This window comes from Streptomyces kronopolitis (assembly GCF_014646275.1).
GTDB lineage: Bacteria > Actinomycetota > Actinomycetes > Streptomycetales > Streptomycetaceae > Streptomyces > Streptomyces kronopolitis.
In genome coordinates, this window is record NZ_BMND01000007.1 from 21,101 (window position 1) to 46,051 (window position 24,951).

The 24,951-nt window shown below is 72.1% G+C and carries 23 protein-coding genes; 15 read left to right on the forward strand and 8 right to left on the reverse strand.

The features are described from left to right. Positions 1-55: 55 nt before the first annotated feature. Entirely contained in the window at positions 56-1,138 is a 1,083-nt protein-coding gene (locus IEY78_RS10640; RefSeq protein ID WP_189097409.1) for a nitronate monooxygenase, read from the forward strand. Next, positions 1,135-1,878, forward strand: coding sequence for a 16S rRNA (uracil(1498)-N(3))-methyltransferase (locus IEY78_RS10645; RefSeq protein WP_189097410.1), 744 nt, complete (start codon positions 1,135-1,137; stop codon positions 1,876-1,878). Before IEY78_RS10640 ends, IEY78_RS10645 begins: the two co-directional genes overlap by 4 nt. Before the next feature lie 114 nt (positions 1,879-1,992). Here IEY78_RS10645 and IEY78_RS10650 read toward each other — a convergent pair whose 3' ends face one another. Beyond that, positions 1,993-2,421, reverse strand: a complete 429-nt coding sequence (locus IEY78_RS10650; protein ID WP_189097411.1) for an OsmC family protein — start codon at positions 2,419-2,421, stop codon at positions 1,993-1,995. 221 nt (positions 2,422-2,642) lie between these two features. Here IEY78_RS10650 and IEY78_RS10655 point away from each other — a divergent pair, with 221 nt between their 5' ends. Both IEY78_RS10655 and IEY78_RS10660 read left to right on the forward strand, forming a co-directional pair. Next, positions 2,643-2,999, forward strand: a complete 357-nt coding sequence (locus IEY78_RS10655; RefSeq protein WP_189097412.1) for a histidine triad nucleotide-binding protein — start codon at positions 2,643-2,645, stop codon at positions 2,997-2,999. 10 nt (positions 3,000-3,009) lie between these two features. Beyond that, complete coding sequence (locus IEY78_RS10660) at positions 3,010-3,915, forward strand: ribonuclease Z (protein ID WP_189097413.1); 906 nt, start codon at positions 3,010-3,012, stop codon at positions 3,913-3,915. 57 nt (positions 3,916-3,972) lie between these two features. Here IEY78_RS10660 and IEY78_RS10665 read toward each other — a convergent pair whose 3' ends face one another. Continuing rightward, positions 3,973-4,788 (reverse strand): HAD family acid phosphatase, encoded by an 816-nt coding sequence (locus IEY78_RS10665; RefSeq protein ID WP_189097414.1) that lies wholly within the window; start codon positions 4,786-4,788, stop codon positions 3,973-3,975. 335 nt (positions 4,789-5,123) lie between these two features. On the opposite strand from IEY78_RS10665, the gene IEY78_RS10670 reads away from it, so the two are divergent. Further along, entirely contained in the window at positions 5,124-6,209 is a 1,086-nt protein-coding gene (locus IEY78_RS10670) for an S-(hydroxymethyl)mycothiol dehydrogenase (RefSeq protein WP_189097415.1), read from the forward strand. Next, positions 6,209-6,838, forward strand: coding sequence for an MBL fold metallo-hydrolase (locus IEY78_RS10675; RefSeq protein WP_189097416.1), 630 nt, complete (start codon positions 6,209-6,211; stop codon positions 6,836-6,838). The genes IEY78_RS10670 and IEY78_RS10675 overlap by 1 nt, the downstream gene beginning before the upstream one ends. Before the next feature lie 82 nt (positions 6,839-6,920). Here the strand turns inward: IEY78_RS10675 and IEY78_RS10680 are convergent, their stop codons facing one another. Together IEY78_RS10680 and IEY78_RS10685 are read right to left on the reverse strand one after the other, a co-directional pair. Beyond that, complete coding sequence (locus tag IEY78_RS10680) at positions 6,921-7,622, reverse strand: Clp protease N-terminal domain-containing protein (RefSeq protein WP_189097417.1); 702 nt, start codon at positions 7,620-7,622, stop codon at positions 6,921-6,923. A 130-nt stretch (positions 7,623-7,752) separates the two neighbouring features. Continuing rightward, complete coding sequence (locus tag IEY78_RS10685) at positions 7,753-9,093, reverse strand: family 4 glycosyl hydrolase (protein ID WP_189097418.1); 1,341 nt, start codon at positions 9,091-9,093, stop codon at positions 7,753-7,755. A gap of 66 nt (positions 9,094-9,159) precedes the next feature. On the opposite strand from IEY78_RS10685, the gene IEY78_RS10690 reads away from it, so the two are divergent. The 6 genes from IEY78_RS10690 (at position 9,160) to era (ending at position 16,481) form a co-directional block, all read left to right on the forward strand. Further along, complete coding sequence (locus IEY78_RS10690; RefSeq protein WP_189097419.1) at positions 9,160-10,314, forward strand: carbohydrate kinase family protein; 1,155 nt, start codon at positions 9,160-9,162, stop codon at positions 10,312-10,314. 188 nt (positions 10,315-10,502) lie between these two features. Next, positions 10,503-12,587, forward strand: coding sequence for a PhoH family protein (locus IEY78_RS10695; protein WP_189097420.1), 2,085 nt, complete (start codon positions 10,503-10,505; stop codon positions 12,585-12,587). Positions 12,588-12,673: 86 nt separating this feature from the next. Then, positions 12,674-13,171, forward strand: a complete 498-nt coding sequence (gene ybeY, locus IEY78_RS10700; protein WP_189097421.1) for an rRNA maturation RNase YbeY — start codon at positions 12,674-12,676, stop codon at positions 13,169-13,171. An 11-nt stretch (positions 13,172-13,182) separates the two neighbouring features. Then, positions 13,183-14,526, forward strand: a complete 1,344-nt coding sequence (locus tag IEY78_RS10705; RefSeq protein WP_189097422.1) for a hemolysin family protein — start codon at positions 13,183-13,185, stop codon at positions 14,524-14,526. A 534-nt stretch (positions 14,527-15,060) separates the two neighbouring features. Next, entirely contained in the window at positions 15,061-15,426 is a 366-nt protein-coding gene (locus IEY78_RS10710) for a cytidine deaminase-like protein (protein WP_189097423.1), read from the forward strand. A gap of 107 nt (positions 15,427-15,533) precedes the next feature. Then, positions 15,534-16,481: a GTPase Era gene (era, locus tag IEY78_RS10715; RefSeq protein WP_373294109.1), complete on the forward strand. Its 948-nt coding sequence runs from the start codon at positions 15,534-15,536 to the stop codon at positions 16,479-16,481. A 108-nt stretch (positions 16,482-16,589) separates the two neighbouring features. On the opposite strand, the gene IEY78_RS10720 is transcribed toward era, so the two are convergent. The 4 genes from IEY78_RS10720 to IEY78_RS10735 all read right to left on the reverse strand — a co-directional run bounded on the left by IEY78_RS10720 (position 16,590) and on the right by IEY78_RS10735 (position 20,497). Next, positions 16,590-17,294, reverse strand: a complete 705-nt coding sequence (locus IEY78_RS10720; RefSeq protein ID WP_189097425.1) for a hypothetical protein — start codon at positions 17,292-17,294, stop codon at positions 16,590-16,592. Between the two features lie 180 nt (positions 17,295-17,474). Next, positions 17,475-18,842 carry a GH1 family beta-glucosidase gene (locus IEY78_RS10725; protein WP_189097582.1) on the reverse strand — a complete coding sequence of 456 codons (1,368 nt, stop codon included), beginning with the start codon at positions 18,840-18,842 and terminating at the stop codon, positions 17,475-17,477. 189 nt (positions 18,843-19,031) lie between these two features. After that, entirely contained in the window at positions 19,032-19,298 is a 267-nt protein-coding gene (locus IEY78_RS10730; RefSeq protein ID WP_189097426.1) for a protealysin inhibitor emfourin, read from the reverse strand. Between the two features lie 113 nt (positions 19,299-19,411). Further along, positions 19,412-20,497 carry a M4 family metallopeptidase gene (locus tag IEY78_RS10735; protein ID WP_189097427.1) on the reverse strand — a complete coding sequence of 362 codons (1,086 nt, stop codon included), beginning with the start codon at positions 20,495-20,497 and terminating at the stop codon, positions 19,412-19,414. A gap of 324 nt (positions 20,498-20,821) precedes the next feature. Between IEY78_RS10735 and leuA the strand changes: the two genes are divergently transcribed. The 3 genes from leuA to IEY78_RS10750 all read left to right on the forward strand — a co-directional run bounded on the left by leuA (position 20,822) and on the right by IEY78_RS10750 (position 24,861). Further along, entirely contained in the window at positions 20,822-22,600 is a 1,779-nt protein-coding gene (gene leuA, locus IEY78_RS10740) for a 2-isopropylmalate synthase (RefSeq protein ID WP_189097428.1), read from the forward strand. 215 nt (positions 22,601-22,815) lie between these two features. Next, positions 22,816-23,859 carry an SGNH/GDSL hydrolase family protein gene (locus IEY78_RS10745; RefSeq protein WP_229699848.1) on the forward strand — a complete coding sequence of 348 codons (1,044 nt, stop codon included), beginning with the start codon at positions 22,816-22,818 and terminating at the stop codon, positions 23,857-23,859. 294 nt (positions 23,860-24,153) lie between these two features. Further along, a complete protein-coding gene (locus IEY78_RS10750) occupies positions 24,154-24,861 on the forward strand; it encodes a TerB family tellurite resistance protein (protein ID WP_189097584.1) in 708 nt (235 codons plus the stop codon). The last annotated feature ends 90 nt before the right edge of the window (positions 24,862-24,951 follow it).

Consider the following 24,951-nt stretch of genomic DNA (forward strand, 5'->3'; position numbering starts at 1 on the left):
CGCCACAGCGTGGCCCCGATGCGGGGCGAGGCGGTGGGCGTGACACGATGAGGTCATGCCCACCGCGCTCACCGATCTCTGCCGCCACCCGATCGTGCAGGCCCCCATGGCGGGCGGCGGATCCGGGCCCGAACTGGCCGCCGCCGTCTGCGGCGCCGGCGGCCTCGGCTTCCTCGCCGCCGGTTACAAGACCGCCGACGGGATGTACCAGGAGATCAAACAGCTGCGGTCGCTGACCGACCGGCCCTTCGGCGTCAACCTCTTCATGCCGCAGCCGTCGCTGGCCGACGGCTCCGTCGTCGAGGTCTACCGCGAGCAACTCGCGGGCGAGGCCGCCTGGTACGAGACCGAACTCGGCGACACCGAGGGCCCCAGCGACGACGGCTACGAGGCCAAGCTGGCGATCCTGCGGGAGGACCCGGTGCCGGTGGTGTCCTTCACCTTCGGCTGCCCCTCGCGCACCGTCCTCGACTCCTTCGCGCAGGTCGGCACGTACACCGTCGTCACGGTCACCACCGCCGCCGAGGCGCAGGCCGCCCAGTGGTCCGGCGCCGACGCGGTGTGTGTGCAGGGCGTGGAGGCCGGCGGGCACCAGGGCACCCACCGGGACGACCCGCACGCGGACGGGACCGGCGCGGGGCTGGGCCTGCTGTCGCTGCTCGGCCAGGTCCGCGAGGCCGTGCAGATCCCGGTGATCGCCGCGGGCGGGCTGATGCGCGGCGCGCAGATCGCCGCGGTGCTGGCCGCCGGGGCGAGCATGGCGCAGCTGGGCACCGCCTTCCTCGCCACCCCCGAGTCGGGCGCCAACCCGCTGCACAAGCAGGCGCTGACCAACCCCCTGTTCACCCATACCGAGTTGACCCGGGCGTTCTCCGGGCGCCCGGCCCGCGGGCTGGTGAACCGCTTCATGCGCGAGCACGGCCCGTACGCACCGGCCGCCTACCCGGCCGTCCACTACCTGACCTCCACCGTCCGCAAGGCCGCCGCCAAGGCGGGCGACGCCCAGGGGATGAACCTGTGGGCGGGGCAGGGCCACCGGCTGGCCCGGGAGCTGCCCGCCGGGCGCCTCGTGGAGACCCTGGTCGCCGAACTGGACGCGGCGCGCGCGGCGTTGGCCCTCGGCGGTGGCGCCGCATGACCGCGCCCGTCTTCCTCGTCGGCTCGCTCGCCGACGTCCGGGCCGGCGGCACGCTGCTCCTGGACGGCCCCGAGGGCCGGCACGCGGTGTCGGTGCGCCGGCTGCGGACCGGCGAGGAGGTCGTCCTGACCGACGGCCGGGGCACCGGCGCGCACGGCACGGTCGCCGCCGTCGAGGGCAAGGACCGGCTCACCGTCGCGGTCACCGCGCTGCGCGCCGAGGAGGCGCCGCAGCCCACGATCACCGTCGTCCAGGCGCTCCCCAAGGGCGACCGCGGCGAGCTGGCCGTCGAGACGATGACCGAGACCGGCGTGGACGCCATCGTGCCCTGGCCGGCGGCCCGTTGCGTCACCCAGTGGAAGGGCGAGCGGGCCGCCAAGGCGCTGGGCAAGTGGCGCGCCACGGCCCGGGAGGCGGGCAAGCAGTCGCGCCGGCTGACCTTTCCCCGGGTCGCCGACCCGCTGACCACCAAGCAGGTGGCCGCCCTGCTCGCCGACGCGGACTTCGCGGCCGTGCTCCACGAGGAGGGCAGCGCCCCGCTGGCCACCGCCGAACTCCCCGACCGGGGCTCGATCGTGCTCGTCGTCGGGCCGGAGGGCGGGGTCTCCCCGGAGGAGCTGGCCGCCTTTGCCGAGGCCGGCGCCCGGCCCTACCGCCTGGGCACGACCGTGCTGCGGACGTCCACAGCGGGCACGGCGGCGACGGCGCTGCTGCTGGGGCGCACGGGGCGCTGGAGCTGATCGCGGCCCGTCGGGCCCCGGTGGCGTGAACGCGCAGCGGTGCGCCGGCGGACCTCATGAGTCCGCCGGCGCACCGCCGTTCACCTCAAGGGTGCCGGACCGGCCGGCACCCGGTCAGACCAGCTCGGCCGAGAGCGTGATGTTCTTGACGCCCGCCAGCGCCTGGCTCACCGGGCAGTTGGCCTTGGCGTCCTGCGCCGCGGCCTGGAACTCCTCCTCCGACAGGCCGGGGACGCTGGCCTTGACGGTCAGGGCGATGGCGGTGATGCCCTCGCCGGGCTGGAAGGTGACGTCGGCCTGGGTGTCGAGGGCCGCGACGGTGTAGCCCTTGCCCGCCAGGCCGTGCGAGAAGGCCATGGAGTAGCAGGAGGAGTGGGCCGCCGCGATCAGCTCCTCGGGGCTGGTGACGCCGCCCGGCTGCTCCGCGCGGGCGGGCCAGTTCACGTCGTACGTACCGACCTTGGAGGACTCCAGGGCGACGGTGCCCTTGCCCTCCAGGAGGTTGCCTTCCCAGTGGGTCTTGGCGGTGCGCGTGGTTGCCATGGTGCAAAACTCCCGGTTGTGGGCGAAAGCGATGTCCCGGCCCAGCTTAGTGAGCCGCGCGCCGGGCGCCGCGGAGGGCCCGGAACGCCGCCCTCCGGTGCCGCGCGGACCGCCCCCGCTCCCCTCGGCCCCGGCCCTTGCCGCGCCGCATGGGCGCCGCCCGGTAGCATCCGAGGCCCGTACGCACCGCGTGTACGGGGACGAGCTGGGAGGAGCCACCGGTGGCGGGAGAACCGCAGGCCGATTGCCTGTTCTGCAAGATCGTGGCGGGGGAGGTGCCGGCGACCATCGTCTCGGAGACCGAGACCACCGTCGCGTTCCGCGACATCAACCCCCAGGCCCCGACGCACATCCTGGTGATCCCCAAGGTGCACTACGCGAACGCCCTGGAGCTGTCCGCCGCGGAACCGGCCATCGCCGGCGACGTGCTGCACCAGGCGGGCCTGGTGGCCGCCGCGGAGAAGGTCGACGAGACCGGCTACCGCATCGTCTTCAACACCGGCCCCGGCGCCGGCCAGACCGTCTTCCACGCCCACGCGCACCTGCTGGGCGGCCGCGACCTCCAGCGCCTGGTCTGACGGGGCCGACTTGTCCGTACGCGAACTGGTCGTCCTGGGGACCGCCAGCCAGGTCCCCACCCGGCACCGCAACCACAACGGCTATCTGCTGCGGTGGGACGGTCAGGGGCTGCTCTTCGACCCCGGGGAGGGCACCCAGCGGCAGATGCTGCGCGCCGGGGTCGCCGCCCATAACCTGAACCGGATCTGTGTCACGCACTTCCACGGCGACCACTCACTGGGCCTGGCCGGGGTGATCCAGCGGATCAACCTCGACCGGGTGCCGCATCCGGTCACCGCCCACTACCCGGCCAGCGGAGAGCGCTTCTTCGACCGGCTGCGGTACGCCACCGCCTACCGGGAGACGGTCCGGCTGGAGCAGCGGCCGGTGAGCGCCGACGGCGAGCTGGACCGCACGCCGTCCTACGTCCTGGAGGCGCACCGCCTCTCGCATCCGGTCGAGTCCTACGGCTACCGCCTCGTGGAGCCGGACGTCCGCCGGATGCTGCCGGAGCGGCTGGCGGCCCACGGGATCGCCGGCCCGGACGTCGGGCTGCTGCTGCGGCGCGGAGAGCTGAACGGCGTCACCCTCGACGAAGTGAGCGAGCGGCGGCGCGGGCAGCGGTTCGCCTTCGTCATGGACACCCGGCTGTGCGAGGGCGTCGATGTGCTCGCCGAGGGGGCCGACATGCTGGTCATCGAGTCGACGTTCCTCGACGAGGACACCGAGCTGGCGGTGGAGCACGGCCATCTGACCGCCGGGCAGGCCGCGGGGGTGGCGGCGCGGGCCGGGGTGCGGCATCTGGTGCTGACGCATTTCTCGCAGCGCTACTCCGACCCCGCGGAGTTCGAGCGGCAGGCCCGGGCGGCGGGCTTCACCGGCGAACTGACCATCGCCAAGGACCTCTTGCGGGTACCGCTGCCCAAGCGCCGCTGACCGCGCTGACTCCATGGGTGCTCCGGCCCGCCCCGCCCGGGCGGGCCGGAGGCCCGGTCACGGCAGGAAGTACATCGGGTTCGGCAGCTTGAAGGTGCGCTCCCCGGCGCCGCCGTTCAGATCGCTGTACTGGTCGCCGAAGTTGGCCACGATGCGGTAGCCGAGGGACTCGATGTGCTTGCGGGTGCCCGACTTGTACTCGACGGTCGTGCAGGTGGCGCCGCACGGCAGATAGGCCGGCGGGTGCTCGGTGTCCTTCAGATAGACGTGCCGGCGGTCCAGCGCCACCCCGTAGCCGACGTTCTTCAGGTTGCGCACGCTCCAGTCGCGCTGCGCCTCCTTGCGGCCGGTGAGGAAGAAGACCTCGGCGCCCTTGTCGTGCGCCCAGTTGACCAGCCGGTCCATCCCGAAGACCGGGGCCATGTCGGTGCTCGCGAGGTACTTGTCCTGGCTCTCCGGGGTGAAGTGGAAGCCGACCTGCAGCTCGTAGTTGTAGGTGAGCAGGGTCGTGTCGTCGATGTCGAGCACGATGGCCGGCTTCGCCTTGCCGCCGGTGCGCCCGTGGCGGTCGAGGGCCTTGGCGAGGTACGTGCGGGCCTTGGCCTCGATGCCGTGGACCTGCCGTGCGTAGTTGCTGTGCGGGGAGGCGTAGTGCTGCCCGTCCGCCGTCACCGTGTCGCCGTAGTACGCCTTGATCTTGTCCTGCACCTGCGTGAGGTTGGGGATCTCCTTGTCGGTGCGCGGCACGGAGTGCTCGGCGGAGGCCTGGCCGATGCCGAACGCGGCGGTGCCGGCGACCAGGGCGGCGACCGTCGCGGCACCGAGGCGGGCCCTGCGGGTCAGGGCGGTGCGGAAACGGGTGGGGCGGGGCATGCGCGGCTCCTCAGAGTTGTCATGAGCGGACCCATGGGTCGGGCCCCAGTAGGTCTAACAGAGCCTCACATCGGTATCTACGCGCGAAGATTCAACGGTTGGTAAAGGCTGGGAGTGCAACGGGAGTTGAGGGCGGCGGGGTGTCCCGGGGGCGGCGGGATCGCGACGCGGCGTACGGAGGGGGCGGCGCCGCCGGCGAAGGGCCCGGTCGGCGGCTGATCACGGACCCGGCCGAGGTCCTGTGCGCGAGGGCCCGCCGCGCGTACGGTGAGGCACGGATCGGTGGCGGTGCGCCACAGTGGTCCCGTACGTGATCTTTGAAAGGGGCTGTCCCGATGGCACAGGAAGTGCGCGGTGTGATCGCGCCGGGGAAGAACGAGCCGGTCCGGCTGGAGACGATCCTGGTCCCGGACCCGGGCCCCGGCGAGGCCGTGGTGAAGATCCAGGCGTGCGGGGTGTGCCACACCGATCTGCACTACAAGCAGGGCGGCATCAACGACGACTTCCCGTTCCTGCTCGGGCACGAGGCGTCCGGCGTGGTGGAGTCGGTCGGCGACGGGGTCACCGACGTGGCGCCCGGCGACTTCGTCGTCCTCAACTGGCGGGCGGTGTGCGGCCAGTGCCGGGCCTGCAAGCGCGGCCGCCCCCAGTACTGCTTCGACACCCACAACGCCCGGCAGAAGATGACCCTCAAGGACGGCACGGAGCTGAGCCCGGCGCTGGGCATCGGCGCGTTCGCCGACAAGACCCTGGTCGCCGCGGGGCAGTGCACCAAGGTCGACCCCGAGGCCGCGCCCGCCGTGGCGGGGCTGCTGGGCTGCGGGGTGATGGCGGGCATCGGCGCGGCCATCAACACCGGAAACGTCGGGCGCGGCGACTCGGTCGCGGTCATCGGCTGCGGCGGCGTCGGCGACGCGGCCGTGGTGGGCGCGCGGCTGGCCGGCGCGGCCCGGATCATCGCGGTGGACATCGACGACCGCAAGCTGGAGACGGCGCGCTCCATGGGCGCCACCCACACCGTCAACTCCCGCACCCACGACCCCGTCGAGGCGGTCCGCGGACTGACCGGCGGCTTCGGCGCGGACGTCGTCATCGACGCGGTGGGCCGCCCCGAGACCTACCGGCAGGCCTTCTACGCCCGCGACCTGGCCGGAACCGTCGTCCTGGTCGGCGTCCCCACCCCGGACATGACCCTGGAGCTCCCGCTGCTGGACGTCTTCGGCCGTGGCGGCGCCCTCAAGTCGTCCTGGTACGGCGACTGCCTGCCCTCCCGGGACTTCCCGATGCTGATCGACCTCCACCAGCAGGGCCGGATCGACCTCGGCGCCTTCGTCAGCGAGACGATCGGCATCGAGGACGTCGAGCAGGCCTTCACGCGGATGCAGGCGGGCGACGTGCTGCGTTCGGTGGTGGCGCTCTGATGGCGGCCCGCATCGACCACCTGGTCACCTCCGGCACTTTCTCGCTCGACGGCGGCACCTGGGACGTCGACAACAACGTCTGGATCGTCGGCGACGACGAGGAGGCGATCGTCATCGACGCGGCGCACGACGCCGACGCCATCTTCCGGGCCCTCGGCGGGCGGACGCTGCGCGCGATCATCTGCACCCACGGGCACAACGACCACATCGACGCCGCCCCGGCCCTGGCCTCCCGCACCGGCGCCCGGATCCATCTGCACCCCGCCGATCTGCCGTTGTGGAAGATGGCCCACCCGGACACCGCACCGGACGCGGAGCTGGCGGACGGGCAGGTGCTGACCATCGCCGGGACGGACCTGACCGTGCTGCACACCCCGGGGCACGCGCCCGGCGCGGTCTGCCTCCACGCGCCCGAGCTGGGCACCGTCTTCACCGGAGACACCCTCTTCCAGGGCGGCCCCGGCGCCACCGGCCGGTCCTTCTCCGACTTCCCGACCATCGTCGCCTCGATCCGCGACCGGCTGCTGACCCTGCCCCCGGGGACGCAGGTGCGCACCGGGCACGGCGACCCGACGACGATCGGCGACGAGGCCCCGCACCTGGAGGAGTGGCTCAAGCGGGGGCACTGACCAGCGGTTTCGGTGCGAGGCAGCCATGTGTGGCTGCCTCGCACCCGTGCCGCCCCGGTCCGCCGTGGCGACGGGCGCTCCGCTACCGCTCGTCGCCCGCGGCGGCCCGTTCGGCGATCTCGGTCCGGATCGTCTCGCGCAGCTCGTCCGGCGTGAAGCCGAGGTCGCGCAGGATCCGCGCGGCCGGGCTCTCCTCGGTGCGGAGCAGGCCCAGCAGGGTGTGTTCGGTGCCGACCCAGTCGTGGCCGAGGTCGGCGGACGCGCGGCGTGCCTGCTCGATGGCCTCCTTGCTCTCCGGCCGGAAGGCGATGTGGCCCCGCAGGGCCTTCTCCCCGGCCGGCGGCAGCGCCTCCTCGATCGCGTCGCGTATGCGCCGCTCCGACGCGGTCTTCGCGAGCACCCCGTATGCCACCCCGCGCGGTTCGCCGAGCAGGCCGAGCAGCAGGTGTTCGGTGCCGATGGAGTCGTGCTTGTGCGTGCGGGCGGCCTCCTGCGCCAGCACGATGCTGTGCCGGTTTCGTTGGGTGTACCGCTCGAAGGGGCCGGGGGCGTGGCGCTGCTGGGCGGCCTGCTTGGACACCCCGATGGCGTCGCCGATCTCGGTCCAGGACGCGCCGCTCCGCTTGGCCTGGCTGACGTAGTGGTCGATGAGCTGGTCACCGAGGTCGGACAGGGTCTGGGCGCGCAGCCGCGCTTCGGTGACGCGGGCGAGTTCGCCGGCGCCGGGGAGATCCTCGTCGAGCCGGGCGATCAGGTCGGCGAGGCTGATGTCGAGTGGACTCATGCGTCAAGAATAAGTTGACGGTCGGGGATCGTCAAGATGAAATTGACGATCCTCTCCCGCGCCCGCCGCCCGATGTCCCGACGCCCGGCCCCCTTGCGCACTCCGCCCCCTGCTCACCCCGCCGCCCTGCTCACCCCTCCGCGGCCGCCCGCTGGAGGATGCGGGCGGCCACCGCGGGGGAGTCGACCAGCGGATGCAGCGCCAGCGCCCGCAGCGCGGCGCCGCGGTCCTTGAAGGTGGCCGCCTCCACGGTCGCCCGCTCCACCGCCTTGAGCTGGAGCATCAGCCCCAGTTGGTCCTCGCGCAGCGGCGCGGCGGGCAGTGGCCGGGGGCCCTTCGCGGTCACCTCGCACACCGTCTCCACGATCGCGTCCGGTGCCAGCTGCGGCACCGTCGTCCCGTTGCGGACGTTGAGGATCAGCCGGGTGCCGCTGTCGCCGAGGATGGCGTGCATCAGCGCCAGCGCCACCCGGTCGTAGCCGCCGCCCTCCAGGTCGTGGCTGTCGCGCTGCCAGCCACCGGACGCCTCCCGGCTGTGCGCCATGTACGTCTCCTCGCGCTCCAGCCGGGTCCGCTCCCACAGCCGGTAGGCCTCGTCGGGGCCGCCGGCCGCCGCGGCCCGGGTGAAGAACCCGCCCTGCTGCTGGTCGAGGAACTCGCCCCGGGTCTCCTGGGTGTCCCGTACGGAGTCGAGGGTCTCGCGGCGGAAGTAGTAGTAGTGCAGATACTCGTTGGGCAGCGAGCCCAGGGTCCGCAGCCACCCCCCGCCGAACAGCCGGCCCTCCTCGAAGGACGCCAGCGCGGCGTCGTCGGCCAGCAGCCCCGGCAGCAGCTCGGCGCCGTCCAGCGTCAACGACCGCAGCCAGCCTAGGTGGTTGAGGCCCACGTAGTCGTAGCCGGTCCGCGCCGGGTCCGCGAGGGCCGACGGGTCCGCGCCGGCCGCCCGCGCCGCCCGGCGCACCAGTCCCACCGGCGAATCGCAGATCCCGATGACGCGGTCGCCCAGCACCTGGGACATCGCCTCGGTGACCGTGCCCGCGGGGTTGGTGAAGTTGATGACCCACGCCCCCGGGGCGAGCGCCGCCACCCGCTCGGCGATGTGCAGCGCCACCGGGACCGTCCGCAGCCCGTAGAGGACACCGCCCGCGCCCACCGTCTCCTGGCCGAGCACCCCCTCGGACAGCGGGATCCGCTCGTCCCGTATCCGCCCCGCCGTGCCGCCCACCCGGATCGCCGAGAAGACGAAGCCGGCGCCGGCCAGTGCCTCGTCCAGACTCTCCGCGACCCGTACCGGAACCGGCGCCGGATGCCCTTGCGCCAGCCGCGCCAGCACCTGGGCGATCACCCCCACCCGGTGCGGGTCGGTGTCGTGCAGCACCACCTCGGAGACGGCGGGTGCCGGGTCGTCCAGCAGTGCGCGGTAGACCAGCGGCACCCGGAAGCCGCCCCCGCCGAGAATCGTCAGCCTCATGGGGCGGAACGTACCGCAGCATCAGGCACACTGGCGGCACGTGCAGATACGAGAGGGGAGAGCACGGTGAGCAGCCGACGCGATGACCTTCCGCCCGCGGAACCGGCCGCGGTGCCACCGAGCCTCGATCCGCTGGCCGGTGTGCGCGCCGACGGCGACCCGCACACCGATGTCTACCTCACCGGCACGGTCTTCCTGGACATCATCTTCACCGGCCTGGATTCCGCCCCCGTCCGCGGCACCGAGTCCTGGGCGCGCGGCATGGGCTCCAGCCCCGGGGGCGTCGCCAACATGGCCACCGCGCTGGCCCGGCTCGGACTGCGCACCTCCCTCGCCGCGGCGTTCGGCGACGACCACTACGGCGAGTACTGCTGGGAGGCGCTCGAACAGGGCGAGGGCATCGACCTGGCGCTGTCCCGCACGGTCCCCGGCTGGCACTCCCCGGTGACCGTCTCCATGGCGTACGAGGGCGAGCGCACGATGGTCTCGCACGGCCACGAGGCACCGCCGCCCGACTTCGCCTTCGACGGCAAGCACGCCCCGGGCTGCCCGCCGCCGACCCGGGCCTGCGTCGCCTCGCTGGTGCCGGGCCGCCGGGAGCCCTGGCTGGGCTGCGCGGCGGGCCGCGGCAGCCGCATCTTCGCTGACGTGGGCTGGGACGACAGCGGCCGCTGGGACCCCGCCGACCTCGCCGACCTCGAACACTGCGAGGCGTTCCTGCCCAACGCCGAGGAGGCGATGCGCTACACCCGCACGGACTGCCCGCGCGCCGCCGCCCGCAAGCTCGCCGACCTGGTCCCGCTCGCGGTGGTCACCCTGGGCGCGGAGGGCGCCTACGCGGTGGACGGGCGGACCGGCGAGACCGCCGAGGTCCCCGCCATCGCCGTGGAGGCGCTGGACCCGACCGGCGCCGGGGACGTCTTCGTCGCCGGCTTCGTCACCGGCACGCTCGCCGACTGGCCGCTCACCGACCGGCTCGCCTTCGCGGGGCTGAGCGCCGCGCTGTCGGTGCAGGAGTTCGGCGGCTCGCTGTCCGCGCCGGGCTGGGCCGAGATCGCCGCCTGGTGGCAGCAGGTGCGGGGGTACGGGGCGAGCGCCGCGGGCACCCCGGGCGTGCTGTGCCGCCAGTACGCCTTCCTGGACGAGGTGCTGCCCGCGGCCTACCGGCCCGCCCCGCTGGCCCGCGCCCTGCCGACCCTGGGCTTCCGCCGCCCGGCCTGACCCGCCGCCGCGGCGGGCCCCGGGCGCCCCCGGCACCGCCCCCGCGGCGGGCCCCGCTGCTCCGTCCGGCGGGAAAAGCCCTCGGGGCTGTCGGTGCCCCGTCGTACTCTTGTATCCCAAGGAGCCGGTGCCGGCAGGCACCTCTTACGAGCAAAGGATGGGGGTTGAGCAGGCCACCGGGCCGCCTTATGACTCAGACACCCACACAACCGCAGGCGCACGCCCAGTTCACCGTCCCGGCCAAGCACCCCATGGTCACGGTCCTGGGCTCCGGAGACTCTCTTCTGCGCGTGATCGAAGAAGCCTTCCCGGCGACCGACATCCACGTCCGGGGCAACGAGGTCAGCGCGGTCGGTGACGCCCGGGAGGTCGCCCTCGTCCAGCGCCTCTTCGACGAGATGATGCTGGTGCTCCGCACCGGCCAGCCCATGACGGAGGACGCGGTGGAGCGCTCCATCGCCATGCTGCGGGCGGCCGAGGACGGCGAGGGCGCCGACAGCGAGACGCCCGCCGAGGTGCTCACCCAGAACATCCTCTCCAACCGGGGCCGCACGATCCGCCCCAAGACCCTGAACCAGAAGCGGTATGTCGACGCCATCGACGCGCACACCGTCGTCTTCGGCATCGGCCCGGCCGGCACCGGCAAGACCTACCTCGCCATGGCCAAGGCCGTGCAGGCGCTCCAGGCCAAGCAGGTCAACCGGATCATCCTGACCCGCCCCGCGGTCGAGGCCGGCGAGCGGCTCGGCTTCCTGCCGGGCACCCTCTACGAGAAGATCGACCCGTATCTGCGCCCGCTCTACGACGCGCTGCACGACATGCTCGACCCCGACTCCATCCCGCGCCTGATGGCCGCCGGCACGATCGAGGTCGCCCCGCTGGCATACATGCGCGGCCGGGCGCAGCCGACCTTTACGAATGTGCTGACGCCGGATGGCTGGCGGCCCATCGGCGACCTCCAGGTCGGCGACCTGGTGATCGGCTCCAACGGCGAGCCGACCCCAGTTCTCGGCGTCTACCCGCAGGGCGAGAAGGACATCTACCGCGTCACCGCCCAGGACGGCTCCTGGACCCTGTGCTGCGGTGAACACCTGTGGACCGTACGGACGGCTTCGGACAAGCGCCGCAACAAGCCGTGGCGGGTCCTGGAGACGAAGGAGATGATCGGCAACCTCCGCGCCGCGCACGCCCGCCGCTATGAGCTGCCGCTCCTCACTGCCCCGGTCTGCTTCCCGGAGCGCGAGGTTCCGATGGACCCGTACGCGTTGGGACTGCTGCTCGGCGACGGGTGTCTGACGGGCTCCACCACCCCGTCGTTCTCCAGCGAAGACCCTGAGCTCGTCCAAGCGCTGACGACCGCGCTGCCAGGTGTCCATGCGCGCTGGAAGGGAGGTCCCGACCACGTCCTGAACCGGATCAAGGAGCAGGGTGACGTCGCCACCATCGAGAACCCGGTGACGCGTGTCCTGCGCGAACTGGATCTGCTGGGCAGTCGCTCGCACACCAAGTGCGTGCCCGGCGCATACCTGCACAACTCCGCCGAGGTCCGGCTCGCGTTGCTCCAGGGGCTCCTCGACGCCGATGGCGGCCCGGTGGCGCAAGATTCCCGCACCTGCCGAGTCCAGTACTCGACCACGTCGATCCTGCTCCGCGACGATGTCATCTCGCTGGTCCAGTCCCTCGGCGGTGTCGCCTACACCCGACGCAGGGTGGCGGCCGGCCGGGCTCCCGGCCGGGCGAGGGGCCGCTCGGTCGAACACCGCCGCGACGCCCACATCGTCGACATCTGGCTTCCCGAAGGGCTTGAACCTTTCCGCCTGGCTCGAAAGCGGGAGAAGTACCACGCAGCAGGCGGCGGCGGACGTCCGATGCGCTTCATCGACAGCATCGAGCCGGCCGGTCGCGAGGAGGCGGTGTGCATTCAGGTGGCGGCGGAGGACTCGCTGTACGTCACCCAGGACTATCTGCTCACGCACAACACGCTCAACGACGCGTTCATCATCCTCGACGAGGCGCAGAACACGAACCCCGAGCAGATGAAGATGTTCCTCACCCGCCTCGGCTTCGAATCGAAGATCGTCATCACCGGCGATGTCACCCAGGTCGACCTCCCGGGCGGCACGAAGAGCGGTCTGCGCCAGGTCCGGGAGATCCTGGACGGCGTCGACGACGTGCACTTCTCCCTGCTCACCAGTAAGGACGTGGTCCGGCACAAGCTGGTCGGCCGTATCGTCGACGCCTACGAGAAGTACGACAGCCGCAACGGCCAGTGAGCCCGCCGGCCGGGTGACCCCGGCCGGCGCCGCGCCCCACCGACCCACCACCGGGCACGCACCGAGAAGCGAGAAGCACCACCCTCATGTCCATCGACGTCAACAACGAGTCCGGCACCGACATCGACGAGCAGGCCATCCTGGACGTCGCCCGCTTCGCCGTCGCCAGGATGCGCATCCACCCGCTCTCCGAGCTGTCCGTCATCGTCGTGGACGCCGAGGCCATGGAACAGCTCCACCTCCAGTGGATGGACCTCCCCGGGCCCACCGACGTGATGTCCTTCCCGATGGACGAGCTGCGTCCGCCGGCCAAGGACGACGAGGAGCCCCCGCAGGGACTCCTCGGTGACATCGTGCTGTGCCCGGAGGTCGCCAAGAAGCAGGGCGAGGAGGCCCCCACGGGGCACAGCATGGACGAGGAGCTCCAACTGCTCACCGTCCACGGCGTGCTCCACCTCCTCGGCTACGATCACGAGGAGCCGGACGAGAAGGCCGAGATGTTCGGCCTCCAGGCGGCGATCATCGACGCCTGGCGCGCCGAGCAGGGCCTCACCGGCCCCTCGCCGGCCCCCACCGTGACCTGACGGGACACCCGATGACCACCCAGCTGATCGCGGTCGCGGTCCTGCTCGTCGTGATCGCCTGGCTCGCCGCCTGCGCGGAGGCCGGCCTGGCCCGGACGACCAGCTTCCGCGCCGAGGAGGCCGTCCGCTCCGGCCGCCGCGGCAGCGCCAAGCTCGCCGCCGTCGCCGCCGACCCCACCCGCTACCTCAACGTCGCGCTGCTGGTCCGCGTCGGCTGCGAGATGGCCGCGGGCGTGCTGGTCACCTACGCCTGCCTGCGCTCCTTCGACGAGACCTGGCAGGCGCTGGCCGTCGCCATCGGCGTGATGGTGCTGGTCTCCTATGTCGCCGTCGGGGTCTCCCCGCGGACCATCGGCCGCCAGCACCCGCTGAACACCGCCACCGCCGCCGCGTACGCCCTGCTGCCGCTGGCCCGCGTCATGGGCCCGATCCCGCAGCTGCTGATCCTCCTCGGCAACGCCCTCACCCCCGGCAAGGGCTTCCGCAAGGGGCCGTTCGCCTCCGAGGCCGAGCTGCGCTCGCTGGTCGACCTCGCCGAGAAGGAGTCGCTGATCGAGGACGAGGAGCGCCGGATGGTGCACTCGGTCTTCCAGCTCGGCGACACCCTCGTCCGCGAGGTGATGGTGCCGCGGACGGATCTGATCGCCGTCGAGCGCTTCAAGACCATCCGCCAGGCGCTCACCCTCGCCCTGCGCTCCGGCTTCTCGCGGATCCCGGTGACCGGCGAGAACGAGGACGACATCGTCGGCGTCGTCTACCTCAAGGACCTCGCCCGCAAGGTCCACATCAGCCGCGACGCCGAGAACGAGCTGGTCTCCACGGCCATGCGCCCCGCCGTATTCGTCCCCGACACCAAGAACGCCGGTGATCTGCTGCGCGAAATGCAGCAGGACCGCAATCACGTCGCGGTGGTCATCGACGAATACGGCGGCACGGCCGGCATCGTCACCATCGAGGACATTCTCGAGGAGATCGTCGGCGAGATCACCGATGAGTACGATCGTGAGCTGCCGCCCGTCGAGGAACTCGGCGACGCCCGCTACCGCGTCACCTCCCGGCTGGACATCGGCGACCTCGGCGAGCTGTACGGCCTGGCCGAACTGGACGACGAGGACGTCGAGACGGTCGGCGGGCTGCTCGCCAAGCTCCTGGGCCGGGTCCCGATCGCGGGTGCCACCGTCGAGGTCGACCTCTCCGACGACGCCTCCGACCCCGGCCTCAAGGCGCTCCGGCTGACCGCCGAGGCGCCCTCCGGGCGGCGCAACAAGATCATCACGGTGCTGTGCGAGCCGGTGCGGCCGGAAGGGGCGAGCGCCTCCCCGGAGTCGTGGACGGGCGGCCGGACCGCCGGCTGAACGGATGGGGAGTGTTCCTTCCTGGGGCGGATTTCTCCCTGGTGAACGTCCCCGTGGTGGACTTCTCCCCGGTGGCTTTCCGCGGCGCCTTTCCTTCCGGCGGCGGAAACAATTTCCGCCGCCGGACTCCCGTCGGTTCCTTATCTCCAGTGCACCGCAGATGTTCTGCAAGCCATGTCCCCGGACACTGGATTCCGTGTGCCGCGCCGTGGAAGGATCTTCAAGCGGCCGCGGAACGTGCCGCCTTGGGTATTGCGTAAGAGAAATCTTGCCAAGTGGGTTGCCCCGGCCACGGGGGACCGGGGCAACCACCCTTTCCGTCAGCCGCGACGCGGCGCACGGGCCGTCCGCAGTCCGGCGGTGACCGGCAGCGCGGCGGTCATGGACCCGTCCACCGTGCGCGGGCCGGCAGTTGGAAGATCAGCGCCCTGATCGTGGGCATGTCCTCCACCGCCGGCTGAGCGGCGCCGGGGCACCGTAGTAGGGAAGGGCCCGCGCCGCCCGCTGTCCGCCGCCCCGCATATGCTCGCCGGTATGAGCGATGCCGCAGCCCTGGACCCCGAAGACCGCAAGATCATTACGCTCGCGCGCTCGGCGCGGGCCCGCAACGGCGTGCCCGAGGGCGCGGCCGTCCGCGACGAGACCGGCCGCACCTACGTCGCCGGCACCGTCGCCCTGGAGTCGCTGCGGCTCAGCGCGCTGCAGACGGCCGTCGCCATGGCCGTCGCCAGCGGCGCCACGTCGCTGGAGGCCGCGGCCGTGGTCACCGACGCCGAGCACGCCGCCGACGCGGACCGCGCGGCCGTACGGGACCTCGGCGGCCCCGCGACGCCCGTCCTGGTCGCCGGCCCCGACGGCACCCTGCGCGGCACGGTCCCGGCGGGCGAGCCGCAGGCCTGAGCCGCCGGAGCGGACGCGACCGCGGCGGGCGGTCCGCCGGCAGCGGAGGGCCGCCCCGCCCGGTGCCCGGGGCCGGATGGTCGGAGCCGGGCCCGGGATCGGGGAGAATGGGCGCCATGAGCGTTCGTACAGAGTCCTCCGCCGCGCACCGCGCGGGCTTCGCCTGCTTCGTCGGCCGCCCCAACGCGGGCAAGTCCACCCTGACGAACGCTCTCGTCGGCACGAAGGTGGCCATCACCTCCAACCGCCCGCAGACCACCCGGCACACGGTGCGCGGCATCGTGCACCGTCCCGAGGCCCAGCTGGTCCTCGTCGACACCCCGGGGCTGCACAAGCCGCGCACCCTGCTCGGCGAGCGGCTGAACGACGTGGTCCGCACCACCTGGTCCGAGGTCGATGTGATCGGCTTCTGCCTGCCCGCCGACCAGAAGCTCGGCCCCGGTGACCGCTATATCGCCGCCGAGCTGGCCGGCATCAAGAAGACCCCCAAGGTCGCCATCGTCACCAAGACCGACCTGGTCGACTCCAAGGCGCTGGCCGCCCAGCTGATCGCCATCGACCAGCTCGGCACGGAACTGGGCATCGAATGGGCAGAGATCATCCCGGTCTCCGCCGTGGGGGACACCCAGGTGTCGCTCCTCGCGGACCTGCTCGTCCCGATGCTGCCCGAGAGCCCGCCGCTCTACCCCGAGGGCGACCTCACCGACGAGCCCGAGCAGGTCATGGTCGCCGAGCTGATCCGCGAGGCCGCGCTGGAGGGCGTGCGTGACGAGCTGCCGCACTCCATCGCCGTCGTCGTCGAGGAGATGCTGCCGCGCGAGGACCGCCCGGCCGACAAGCCGCTCCTCGACATCCACGCCAACGTCTACATCGAGCGCCCCAGCCAGAAGGGGATCATCATCGGTCCCAAGGGCAAGCGCCTGAAGGAGGTCGGCACCAAGTCCCGCAAGCACATCGAGGCGCTGCTGGGCACGCCGGTCTTCCTCGATCTGCACGTCAAGGTGGCCAAGGACTGGCAGCGCGACCCCAAGCAGCTGCGCAAGCTGGGCTTCTGAGCCGCTCGGCCGCCGCCCCTCGGCCTCCGGGCCTCCACACCTTCCGCGCCCCGGCGCCGCGGTACGGTCGGCCGTGCCCACCCGGCGGACCGTACGCAGCGAGCGGATCTAGCCGGCTTGCTTGACGCCCGTGTGGACGGCGGTGGCGCCCCCGGTGCTGGTCGGGGCGGCCGTGGTGGTCGTGCCGCTGTGGGTCGGCTTGGTGGTGGTGCCCGCCTTGGTCGGCGTGGTGGTGCCGGTCTTGGTCGGCTTCGCCGCATGGCCGGTCTTGGTCGGCTTGGTGGCGTGGCCGGAGTGGGTCGGGATGGTGACGGTGCCGGTCTTGGTCGGCTTCGTCGCATGGCCGGAGTGGGTCGGCTTGACGGTGGTGCCCGCCTTGGTTGCCGTGGTGGTGCCGGTCTCGGTCGGCTTGACGGCATGGCCGGAGTGGGTCGGGACGGTGGTGGTGCCGCCGGTGTGAGTCGGCTTGGTGGTGGTGCCCGTCTTGGTCGGCTTGGTCGCATGGCCGGACGTGGTCGGCGTGGTGCCGGACTTGGTCGCCCTGACGGTGTGGGCGGACTTGGTCGGCGTGACCGCGTGGCCCGCCTTGGCCGGAGAGGCGGTGGTGCCGCTCTTGGCCGACGTGATGGCGGTGGTGCCGCCCTTGGCCGTGGTGGCCTTGCCCGCCGCCGTCGTACCGCCGGTCTTCGTCGCCGTGGCTCCGCTGTCGGTCTTCGCCGGTCCCTGGTGCGTTGCGGCCTGGGCGGATCCCGCGGTGCCGAGCGCGCCGATCGCGGCTATCGCTACGCCCGTTGCGATGTGCTTCCCGTACATGAACATGTCTCCCTTGCTGGTTTCACCGCCGAGGGGTCTCGGCGGCACCCACAAGGAAAGCCAAATATACGGACATTTATTACCTCTAAGTGCTTTCTCAACGTATCGTGAGCGTTCCGGCCCAAGCGGGTCAACTTGGCTGATCCCCCGGGACGTTGACCCGGCCACCCCGGCACAAACTCATCCCCGGGCCTGCTCCCGCAGGGCGTCCCGCAGCCAGTGGTACGAGGCCTTGGGCGTCCGCTCCAGGGTCGCGTAGTCCACGTGCACCAGGCCGAACCGCCGGGCGTAGCCCTCCGCCCACTCGAAGTTGTCCAGCAGCGACCAGACGAAGTACCCGCGGACCTCCACCCCGGCCTCCATGGCCGCGTGCAGCGCCCGCAGGTGCCCGTCCAGGAACGTGATCCGCTCGGTGTCGCCGGTCCCCTCGTACGCGCACCCGTTCTCGGTGATCACGACGGGCGGCAGCCGGTCCCCGTACCGCTCCCGGAACGACACCAGCAGCTCGGTCAGCGCCTCCGGGACCACCGGCCATCCGAAGTCGGTCCGCGGGTACCCCTCGATCTCACGGGGCGCGAAGGGCAGCTCGGGCGGCAGCTGGATCCCGCCGAAGGCGGTCGGTCCGGACCCCTCCGCCGCCGGGGCCCCCACCAGCGTCGGCTGGTAGTAGTTGATCCCGTACCAGTCCAGCGGCTCCGAGATGATCCGCAGATCCTCGGCGACCGGGCCCGGCAGCAGCCCGGCCACCTCGTCCGGATACCGCCCGAGCAGCACCGGTTCCGCGAACAGCCGGTTGAGCAGCAGGTCGTAGAGGTCGGCGGCCGCGGTGTCGGCCTCCGCGGGGCTCGCCGGCCAGGTCGGCCCGTGCGAATTGGCGATCCCGATGTTCCCCGCCCTCTGGGCCCGCAGCGCCTGGACCGCCAGCCCGTGCCCCAGCAGCTGGTGGTGCGCCGCCGGCAGCGCCTCGAACAGCAGCTGCCGGCCCGGTGCGTGCTGGCCCAACCCGTAACCCAGCAGGGTCAGTTCGGCCGGCTCGTTGAGGGTGATCCAGCGCGCCACCCGGTCCCCGAGCCGCCCCGCCACCACCTCCGCGTACGCCGCGAAACGATCGGCCGTCTCCCGTACGAGCCAGCCGCCGCCCTCCTCCAGCGCCTGCGGGGTGTCCCAGTGGAACAGCGTCGGCACGGGCGCGATCCCCGCCGCCAGCAGCTCGTCCACCAGCCGGTCGTAGAAGTCCAGCCCCGCCGCGTTGACCGCCCCGCTCCCGTCCGGCATTACCCGCGGCCACGCCACGGAGAACCGATACGCCCCGACCCCGAGTTCCCGGAGCAGCGCCACGTCCTCGCGGTAGCGGTGGTAGTGATCGGTGGCCACCCGCGGATCGGACCCGTCCTTGATCCGCCCGGGCTCCGCCGCGAACGCGTCCCACGCGGACCGCCCCCGCCCGTCCTCCGCCACCGCCCCCTCGATCTGCGCGGCGGACGTCGAGACCCCCCAGACGAAGTCACGGGGGAAGCGGGGCAGGGAACGGGGAGGATCCGGCGCCATCGTCATGGACGGGATCCTGGTAACCGCCGGTAAGGGTGTCAAGGGGGCGGCAGGGAAGGGGAGTTGAGGGAGGTGCCCCGGCGAAACCGGGGGCGGCGGGCGCCGCTCGCCAGGGGCAGGGAAGCGCGCGAGGTGGCACGGGGCCCAACCGGATCAGGACCCGCCCGGCCCAGGGATCACCCGCGGACGCTACGAGCCTTCCTTCAGGACCTTGCTGATCAGCGTCCGCTGTTCGTCCGTGAGCCGGGGATCGGCGCAGTACACCGTGCGGCCGTCGACGGTGATCCGGTAGCTGAAGCCGTCCGGGACCCCGGTGGGGGGCTCGGAGCGGGCGGTGGCGACGGCCTTGTCGGCCAGGGACCGCAGGTCGTCGGCGTCGTCGCGGCCAGCGGTGTCGATCTCGGCGCGGCGGTCGATGCCGCTGAATCCGCCGGTGCGATGGACGTGGATGCGCATAACGGGCTCCTTTGTCGTCTACGACGGACTTGTACCCCACCGGGGCACGGTATGCGTGCGCGGGGCGGGGCGCTGCCGAGCGCCCCGCCCCGCGGACCTCGTTCCGCGCCGTGCTACTTGGGGGTGACGCCGACCTGGGTCCAGGCCTTGACCATGGCGTCGTGTTCCGCGCCGGCGCCGAAGCGGGCCTGCGCCGCCTTGATGGTGAGCGCGGCGAAGTCGGCGAACTGCGCGTTCTTGGTGAGTTTGCCGCCGGTCAGGACGTCGTACCAGACCTGCCCGGCGCGCTCCCAGGCCTTGCCGCCGAGCGCGGTGGCGGCCAGGTAGAAGGCGTGGTTGGGGATGCCGGAGTTGATGTGCACCCCGCCGTTGTCGTCGGTGGTGCGGACGTAGCCCTTCATCGTGGCGGGCTGCGGGTCCTTGCCGAGGACGTCGTCGTCGTACGCGGTGCCGGGGGCCTTCATCGAGCGCAGGGCCGTGCCGGTGACGTTCGGGCCGAGCAGCTCGGCGCCGATCAGCCAGTCGGCCTTGTCGGCGGTCTGGCCCAGCGCGTACTGCTTGATCAGCACGCCGAAGACATCGGAGACGGACTCGTTGAGGGCGCCGGGCTGGCCCTCGTAGTCGAGGTTGGCGGTGTACTGCGTGACGCCGTGAGTCAGCTCGTGGCCGATGACGTCGACGGGGATGGTGAAGTCCTTGAACAGGTCGTTGTCGCCGTCGCCGAACACCATCCGCTCGCCGTCCCAGAAGGCGTTGTCGTACTTCTGGCCGTAGTGGACCGTGGCGTTCAGCGGCAGGCCGGCGCCGTCGATGGACTTGCGGCCGTAGACCTTGAGGTAGAGCTCGAAGGTGGCGCCGAGGCCGGCGTGCGCGCGGTTGACGGAGGCGTCCTTGGAGGGGCCGTCCGTCTCGGCGTGCACCTTGTGGCCCGGCAGGGTCTCCTGGTGGCGGGCGTCGTAGATGGTGCGCTTGGGCTTGTCAGCGGCGGCTTCGGGGTCACCCGGGGTGAGGTCGCGGGCAGCGATCTCGCGGCGCTGGGTGCGCCGTGCGTGGTCGTGCTCCAGGGTGCGGCGGGCGGGCTCGTGCCGGTCCGGGTCGTCGGACCGGGCCAGGTTGTCGAGGATGTGCGGCGGGATGATCGTGCAGAAGACGGGAGTGCCGCTGCCGGCCGGTTCTGGCGTCGCGTCATTGAGGTCCATACGCAAACGGTGGCACTCTGTAATGCGGCTGTCACTGCCTGCGGCTGAAATTCCCGGAAAAGTGTGGTTAGTCGCATTTAAGCCATCTGGCCCGCCCCGTCCCGCATACTGATACACCACCGCCACACCGGGCGTACCTCGGCTAGGGTGCTGTGCATCATGCGTTTCGGGCTGCTTCTCCTTAGCTGCCGCGGCGAGGGCCTGTAGTCGTAGGCCGACCCCCTCCCCGCGGAGTTCGGTGTTGCGATCTTTCGCCCCGTCGGCCCCCTCCTGGCTCCTGACGAGCAGGGGGACACCAGCGGAACACGAGGAGCCCCACGCACCATGTCGAACCCGTCGAGCCCCGCAGACCATGCCGTCGGCCGCCGCACCCCGGTGACGAACGCGACGCAGCTGCAGCGGCCCTCCGGTATGCCGGTCCACAAGTACGGCGGCTACGAAGCGGTCGACATCCCGGACCGCACCTGGCCGGACAACCGCATCACCACCGCGCCCCGCTGGCTGTCGACCGATCTGCGCGACGGCAACCAGGCGCTGATCGACCCGATGTCGCCGGCCCGCAAGCGCGAGATGTTCGATCTGCTGGTGCGCATGGGCTACAAGGAGATCGAGGTCGGCTTCCCGTCCTCCGGCGAGACCGACTTCGCCTTCGTCCGCTCCATCATCGAAGAGGGCGCGATCCCCGAGGACGTGACGATCTCCGTCCTGACGCAGGCCCGCGAGGAGCTGATCGAGCGCACCGTCGAGTCGCTGCGCGGCGCCCACCGCGCCACGGTGCACCTGTACAACGCCACCGCGCCCACCTTCCGCCGGGTCGTCTTCCGCGGCTCGAAGGAGCAGGTCAAGCAGATCGCCGTGGACGGCACCCGGCTGGTCATGGAGTACGCCGACAAGATCCTGGGCGACGAGACGATCTTCGGCTACCAGTACAGCCCGGAGATCTTCACCGACACCGAGCTGGACTTCGCGCTGGAGGTCTGCGAGGCGGTCTGCGACGTCTGGCAGCCCGAAGAGGGCCGCGAGATCATCCTGAACCTGCCGGCCACCGTCGAGCGTTCCACGCCGTCCACGCACGCCGACCGCTTCGAGTGGATGTCGCGCCACCTGTCCCGGCGCGCGCACGTATGCCTGTCGGTCCACCCGCACAACGACCGGGGCACCGCCGTCGCCGCCGCCGAGCTGGCGATCATGGCGGGCGCGGACCGCATCGAGGGCTGCCTGTTCGGGCAGGGCGAGCGTACCGGCAATGTCGACCTGGTGACGCTGGGCATGAACCTGTTCTCCCAGGGCGTCGACCCGCAGATCGACTTCTCGCAGATCGACGAGATCCGTCGCACCAGCGAGTACTGCAACCAGATGGAGATCCACCCGCGCCACCCCTACGCGGGCGATCTGGTCTACACCGCCTTCTCCGGCTCCCACCAGGACGCCATCAAGAAGGGCTTCGACGCCATGGAGGCCGCGGCCACCGCCGCCGGCAAGACCGTGGACGACATCGAGTGGGCGGTGCCCTACCTGCCCATCGACCCCAAGGACGTCGGCCGCTCCTACGAGGCCGTCATCCGCGTCAACTCGCAGTCCGGCAAGGGCGGTATCGCCTACGTCCTGAAGAACGACCACAAGCTGGACCTGCCGCGCCGGATGCAGATCGAGTTCTCCCGGATCATCCAGGAGAAGACCGACGCCGAGGGCGGCGAGGTCACGCCCGCCGCGATCTGGTCCGCCTTCCAGGACGAGTACCTGCCCACGCCGGAGAACGCCTGGGGCCGGATCGCGCTGCGCTCCGCCCAGACCTCGACCACGAGTGAGGGCACCGACGCGCTGACCGTCGAGGCGGTCGTCAACGGCGCGGACACCGTGCTGACCGGTAGCGGCAACGGCCCGCTGGCGGCGTTCATCGACTCGCTGGCCGCGATCGACACGGACGTGCGGGTGCTGGACTACGTCGAGCACACCATGAGTGAGGGCGCCGGCGCCCAGGCCGCCGCGTATGTCGAGTGCGCCATCGGCGACAAGGTGCTGTGGGGCGTCGGGATCGACGCCAACATCGTCCGCGCCTCGATCAAGGCGGTCGCCTCGGCGGTCAACCGCGCCTCGCGCTGACCTGCACCAACGGCCTCAACTCACGGACACGATCGCCGAGTTGCGCACCGCGCCCCCGCAGCCCCGACCGGGCCGCGGGGGCGCGCCGTTGTGCGGCACCGCCACCTGAAGGTGGGGTTTGAAATCCGCAAGGGTAACTCTGCGTAATTGAGTTGGTACTTTTGGTGATGAGCGCCGGTCGGACAGGCCGCGGCGCGCACACCAAGGACGTGCAGATGACCAGATTTCGCATGCCCGCACTCTCCCGGCTGGCGCTGGCGGGTGCCGCCGCGCTCGCCGTCGTGGCCTCGGCCCTCACCCCGGCGGCGACCGGAGCACGGGCCGCGGCGGCCGACCGCCCGGAGTATGTCGCGCTGGGCGACTCCTACAGCGCCGGCGTGTTCGTCCGCCCCTGGGACGACAGCGACGGCTGCGGCCGCTCGTACCGCAACTACCCCCACCAGGTGGCGGAGCGGTTCGGCTACCAGCTGCGGGACGTGACCTGCGGAGCGGCCGAAGTCGTAGACGGGATCCTGGAGCCCCAGCCGTCCGACAAGATCCTCGGCCCGCCGACCGTCCCACCGGAGGGCGGCTGGCCCGAACTGCCCGCGCAGCTGGAGGCGCTGTCCCCGGACACCGACTTCGTCAGCGTCGGCATCGGCGGCAACTCCCTCGGCTTCGGCACCATCCTGGCCAAGTGCCTCGAACTCGGCCTCACCCAGCCCCTGAAGACCAAGCCCTGCACCGACCACTACACCGGCAACGGCGCCGGGGCCGGCTGGCTGGCCGACAGCTTCGCGCGGCTGGACGCCGACTTCGGCCGCATGATGACGGCGATCCACACGGCCGCACCGCACGCCAAGGTCGCGATCGTCGGCTACCCCGCCATCGTCCCCGACAACTCCGGCTGCAGCTTCCTGCACTGGAACCAGCTCGGCAGCGTCAAGAAGGGCGACATGCCCTGGCTGGACGGACTGGAGAAGCGCCTGAACGAGCTGCTGCACCGCCACGCCGGCCACCAGAACGCGGCCTATGTCGACACCTACGGGCCGAGCGTGGGCCACGGCGTCTGCCAGAGCGGGGAGGCGAAGTGGATGTACGGCATCCGGGACAACCTCACCGGTGACGGCGACCAGACGGATCCGCCGACGGAGCTGTGCAACGACATCCCCGGCACCGGCGAGGCCTGCACCCTGGTGCACCCCAACGCCCGCGGACTGGACAACCAGGCCCGGGAAGTGGCCAAGGTCCTGCATCACGCCAGGAGTACGCAGCCCTGACTGTTGACGGCCCCGCAAGGCTGATGCCGCGGGACCGCCGCTGACCCCGCACGCCCGCCGACCTCGGCCGACGGGCGGCGGCCGGGCCCCCACGGGGCGTCGACGGGCCCCGTCCCGCCCCCTCCTCCAGGGGCGGGGCCCGTCGTTCGCCTTCGGCAACCGGCCAGTTGTCCGATACGAGGTGCTGACGCCGCATCACACATGTGGCTAACATCACGTCCAATGTGGCGACAGGGCGATGGGGTCACCTCCCGTGCCCGCAGGGCCACGGGAGAGTTACGGAGGGCAGACGTGATGCACAAGATGTGTGTGATGGGCGTGCGCACGTCCTGGCGTACCGTCGCCGACGGCGAGTTCTTCTGTCCGGACTGCGGCGGGGACCGCAACTACCTCCGCCGGACCGGCCGCCGCCGCCTCACCCTCCTCGGCGTCCCGCTGCTCTCCCGCGGCGCCGCCGGACCCGTCCTGGAGTGCTCCGCCTGCCGCGGCCACTTCGGCCCGGACGCCCTCGACCACCCCACCACCGTCCGCTTCTCCGCGATGCTCAGGGACGCCGTCCACACGCTCACCCTGGCGCTGCTGGCCGCGGGCGGCACCTCCTCGCGCGCGGTCCGCGACACCGCCGTCAGCACGGTCCGGGCGGCCGGCTTCGCGGACTGCTCCGAGGAACAGCTGCTGACCCTGCTCGCCGCGCTCGCCGCCGACACCGGCCGGGTGACCGGCAGTTACGAGGGGGCGGCGGCCGGCCACTGCGCCCACCAGGGCATGGACCCGTGCGGCACCGCACTGGCCATAGAGCTCCATGAGTCGCTGGAGCCGCTGGCCCCGCACCTCGCCCCGGCGGGCCGCGAGGCGCTGCTCCTCCAGGGCGCCCGCATCGCGCTCGCCGACGGCGCCTACACGCCCGCGGAGCGCGAGGTGCTCAGCACGGTCGGCAGCGCGCTGATGCTCCGCCCCGCCGACACCCACCGCCTGCTCGCGGCGGCCCGCACGCCCTCCTGAGCCCGCCCGGAAGCCGCCCGGCGGCCGTTGCCCGTCAGCCGGTGCACACGACGACCCCGCCACCCGGAAGCGGATGACGGGGTCGCGCGG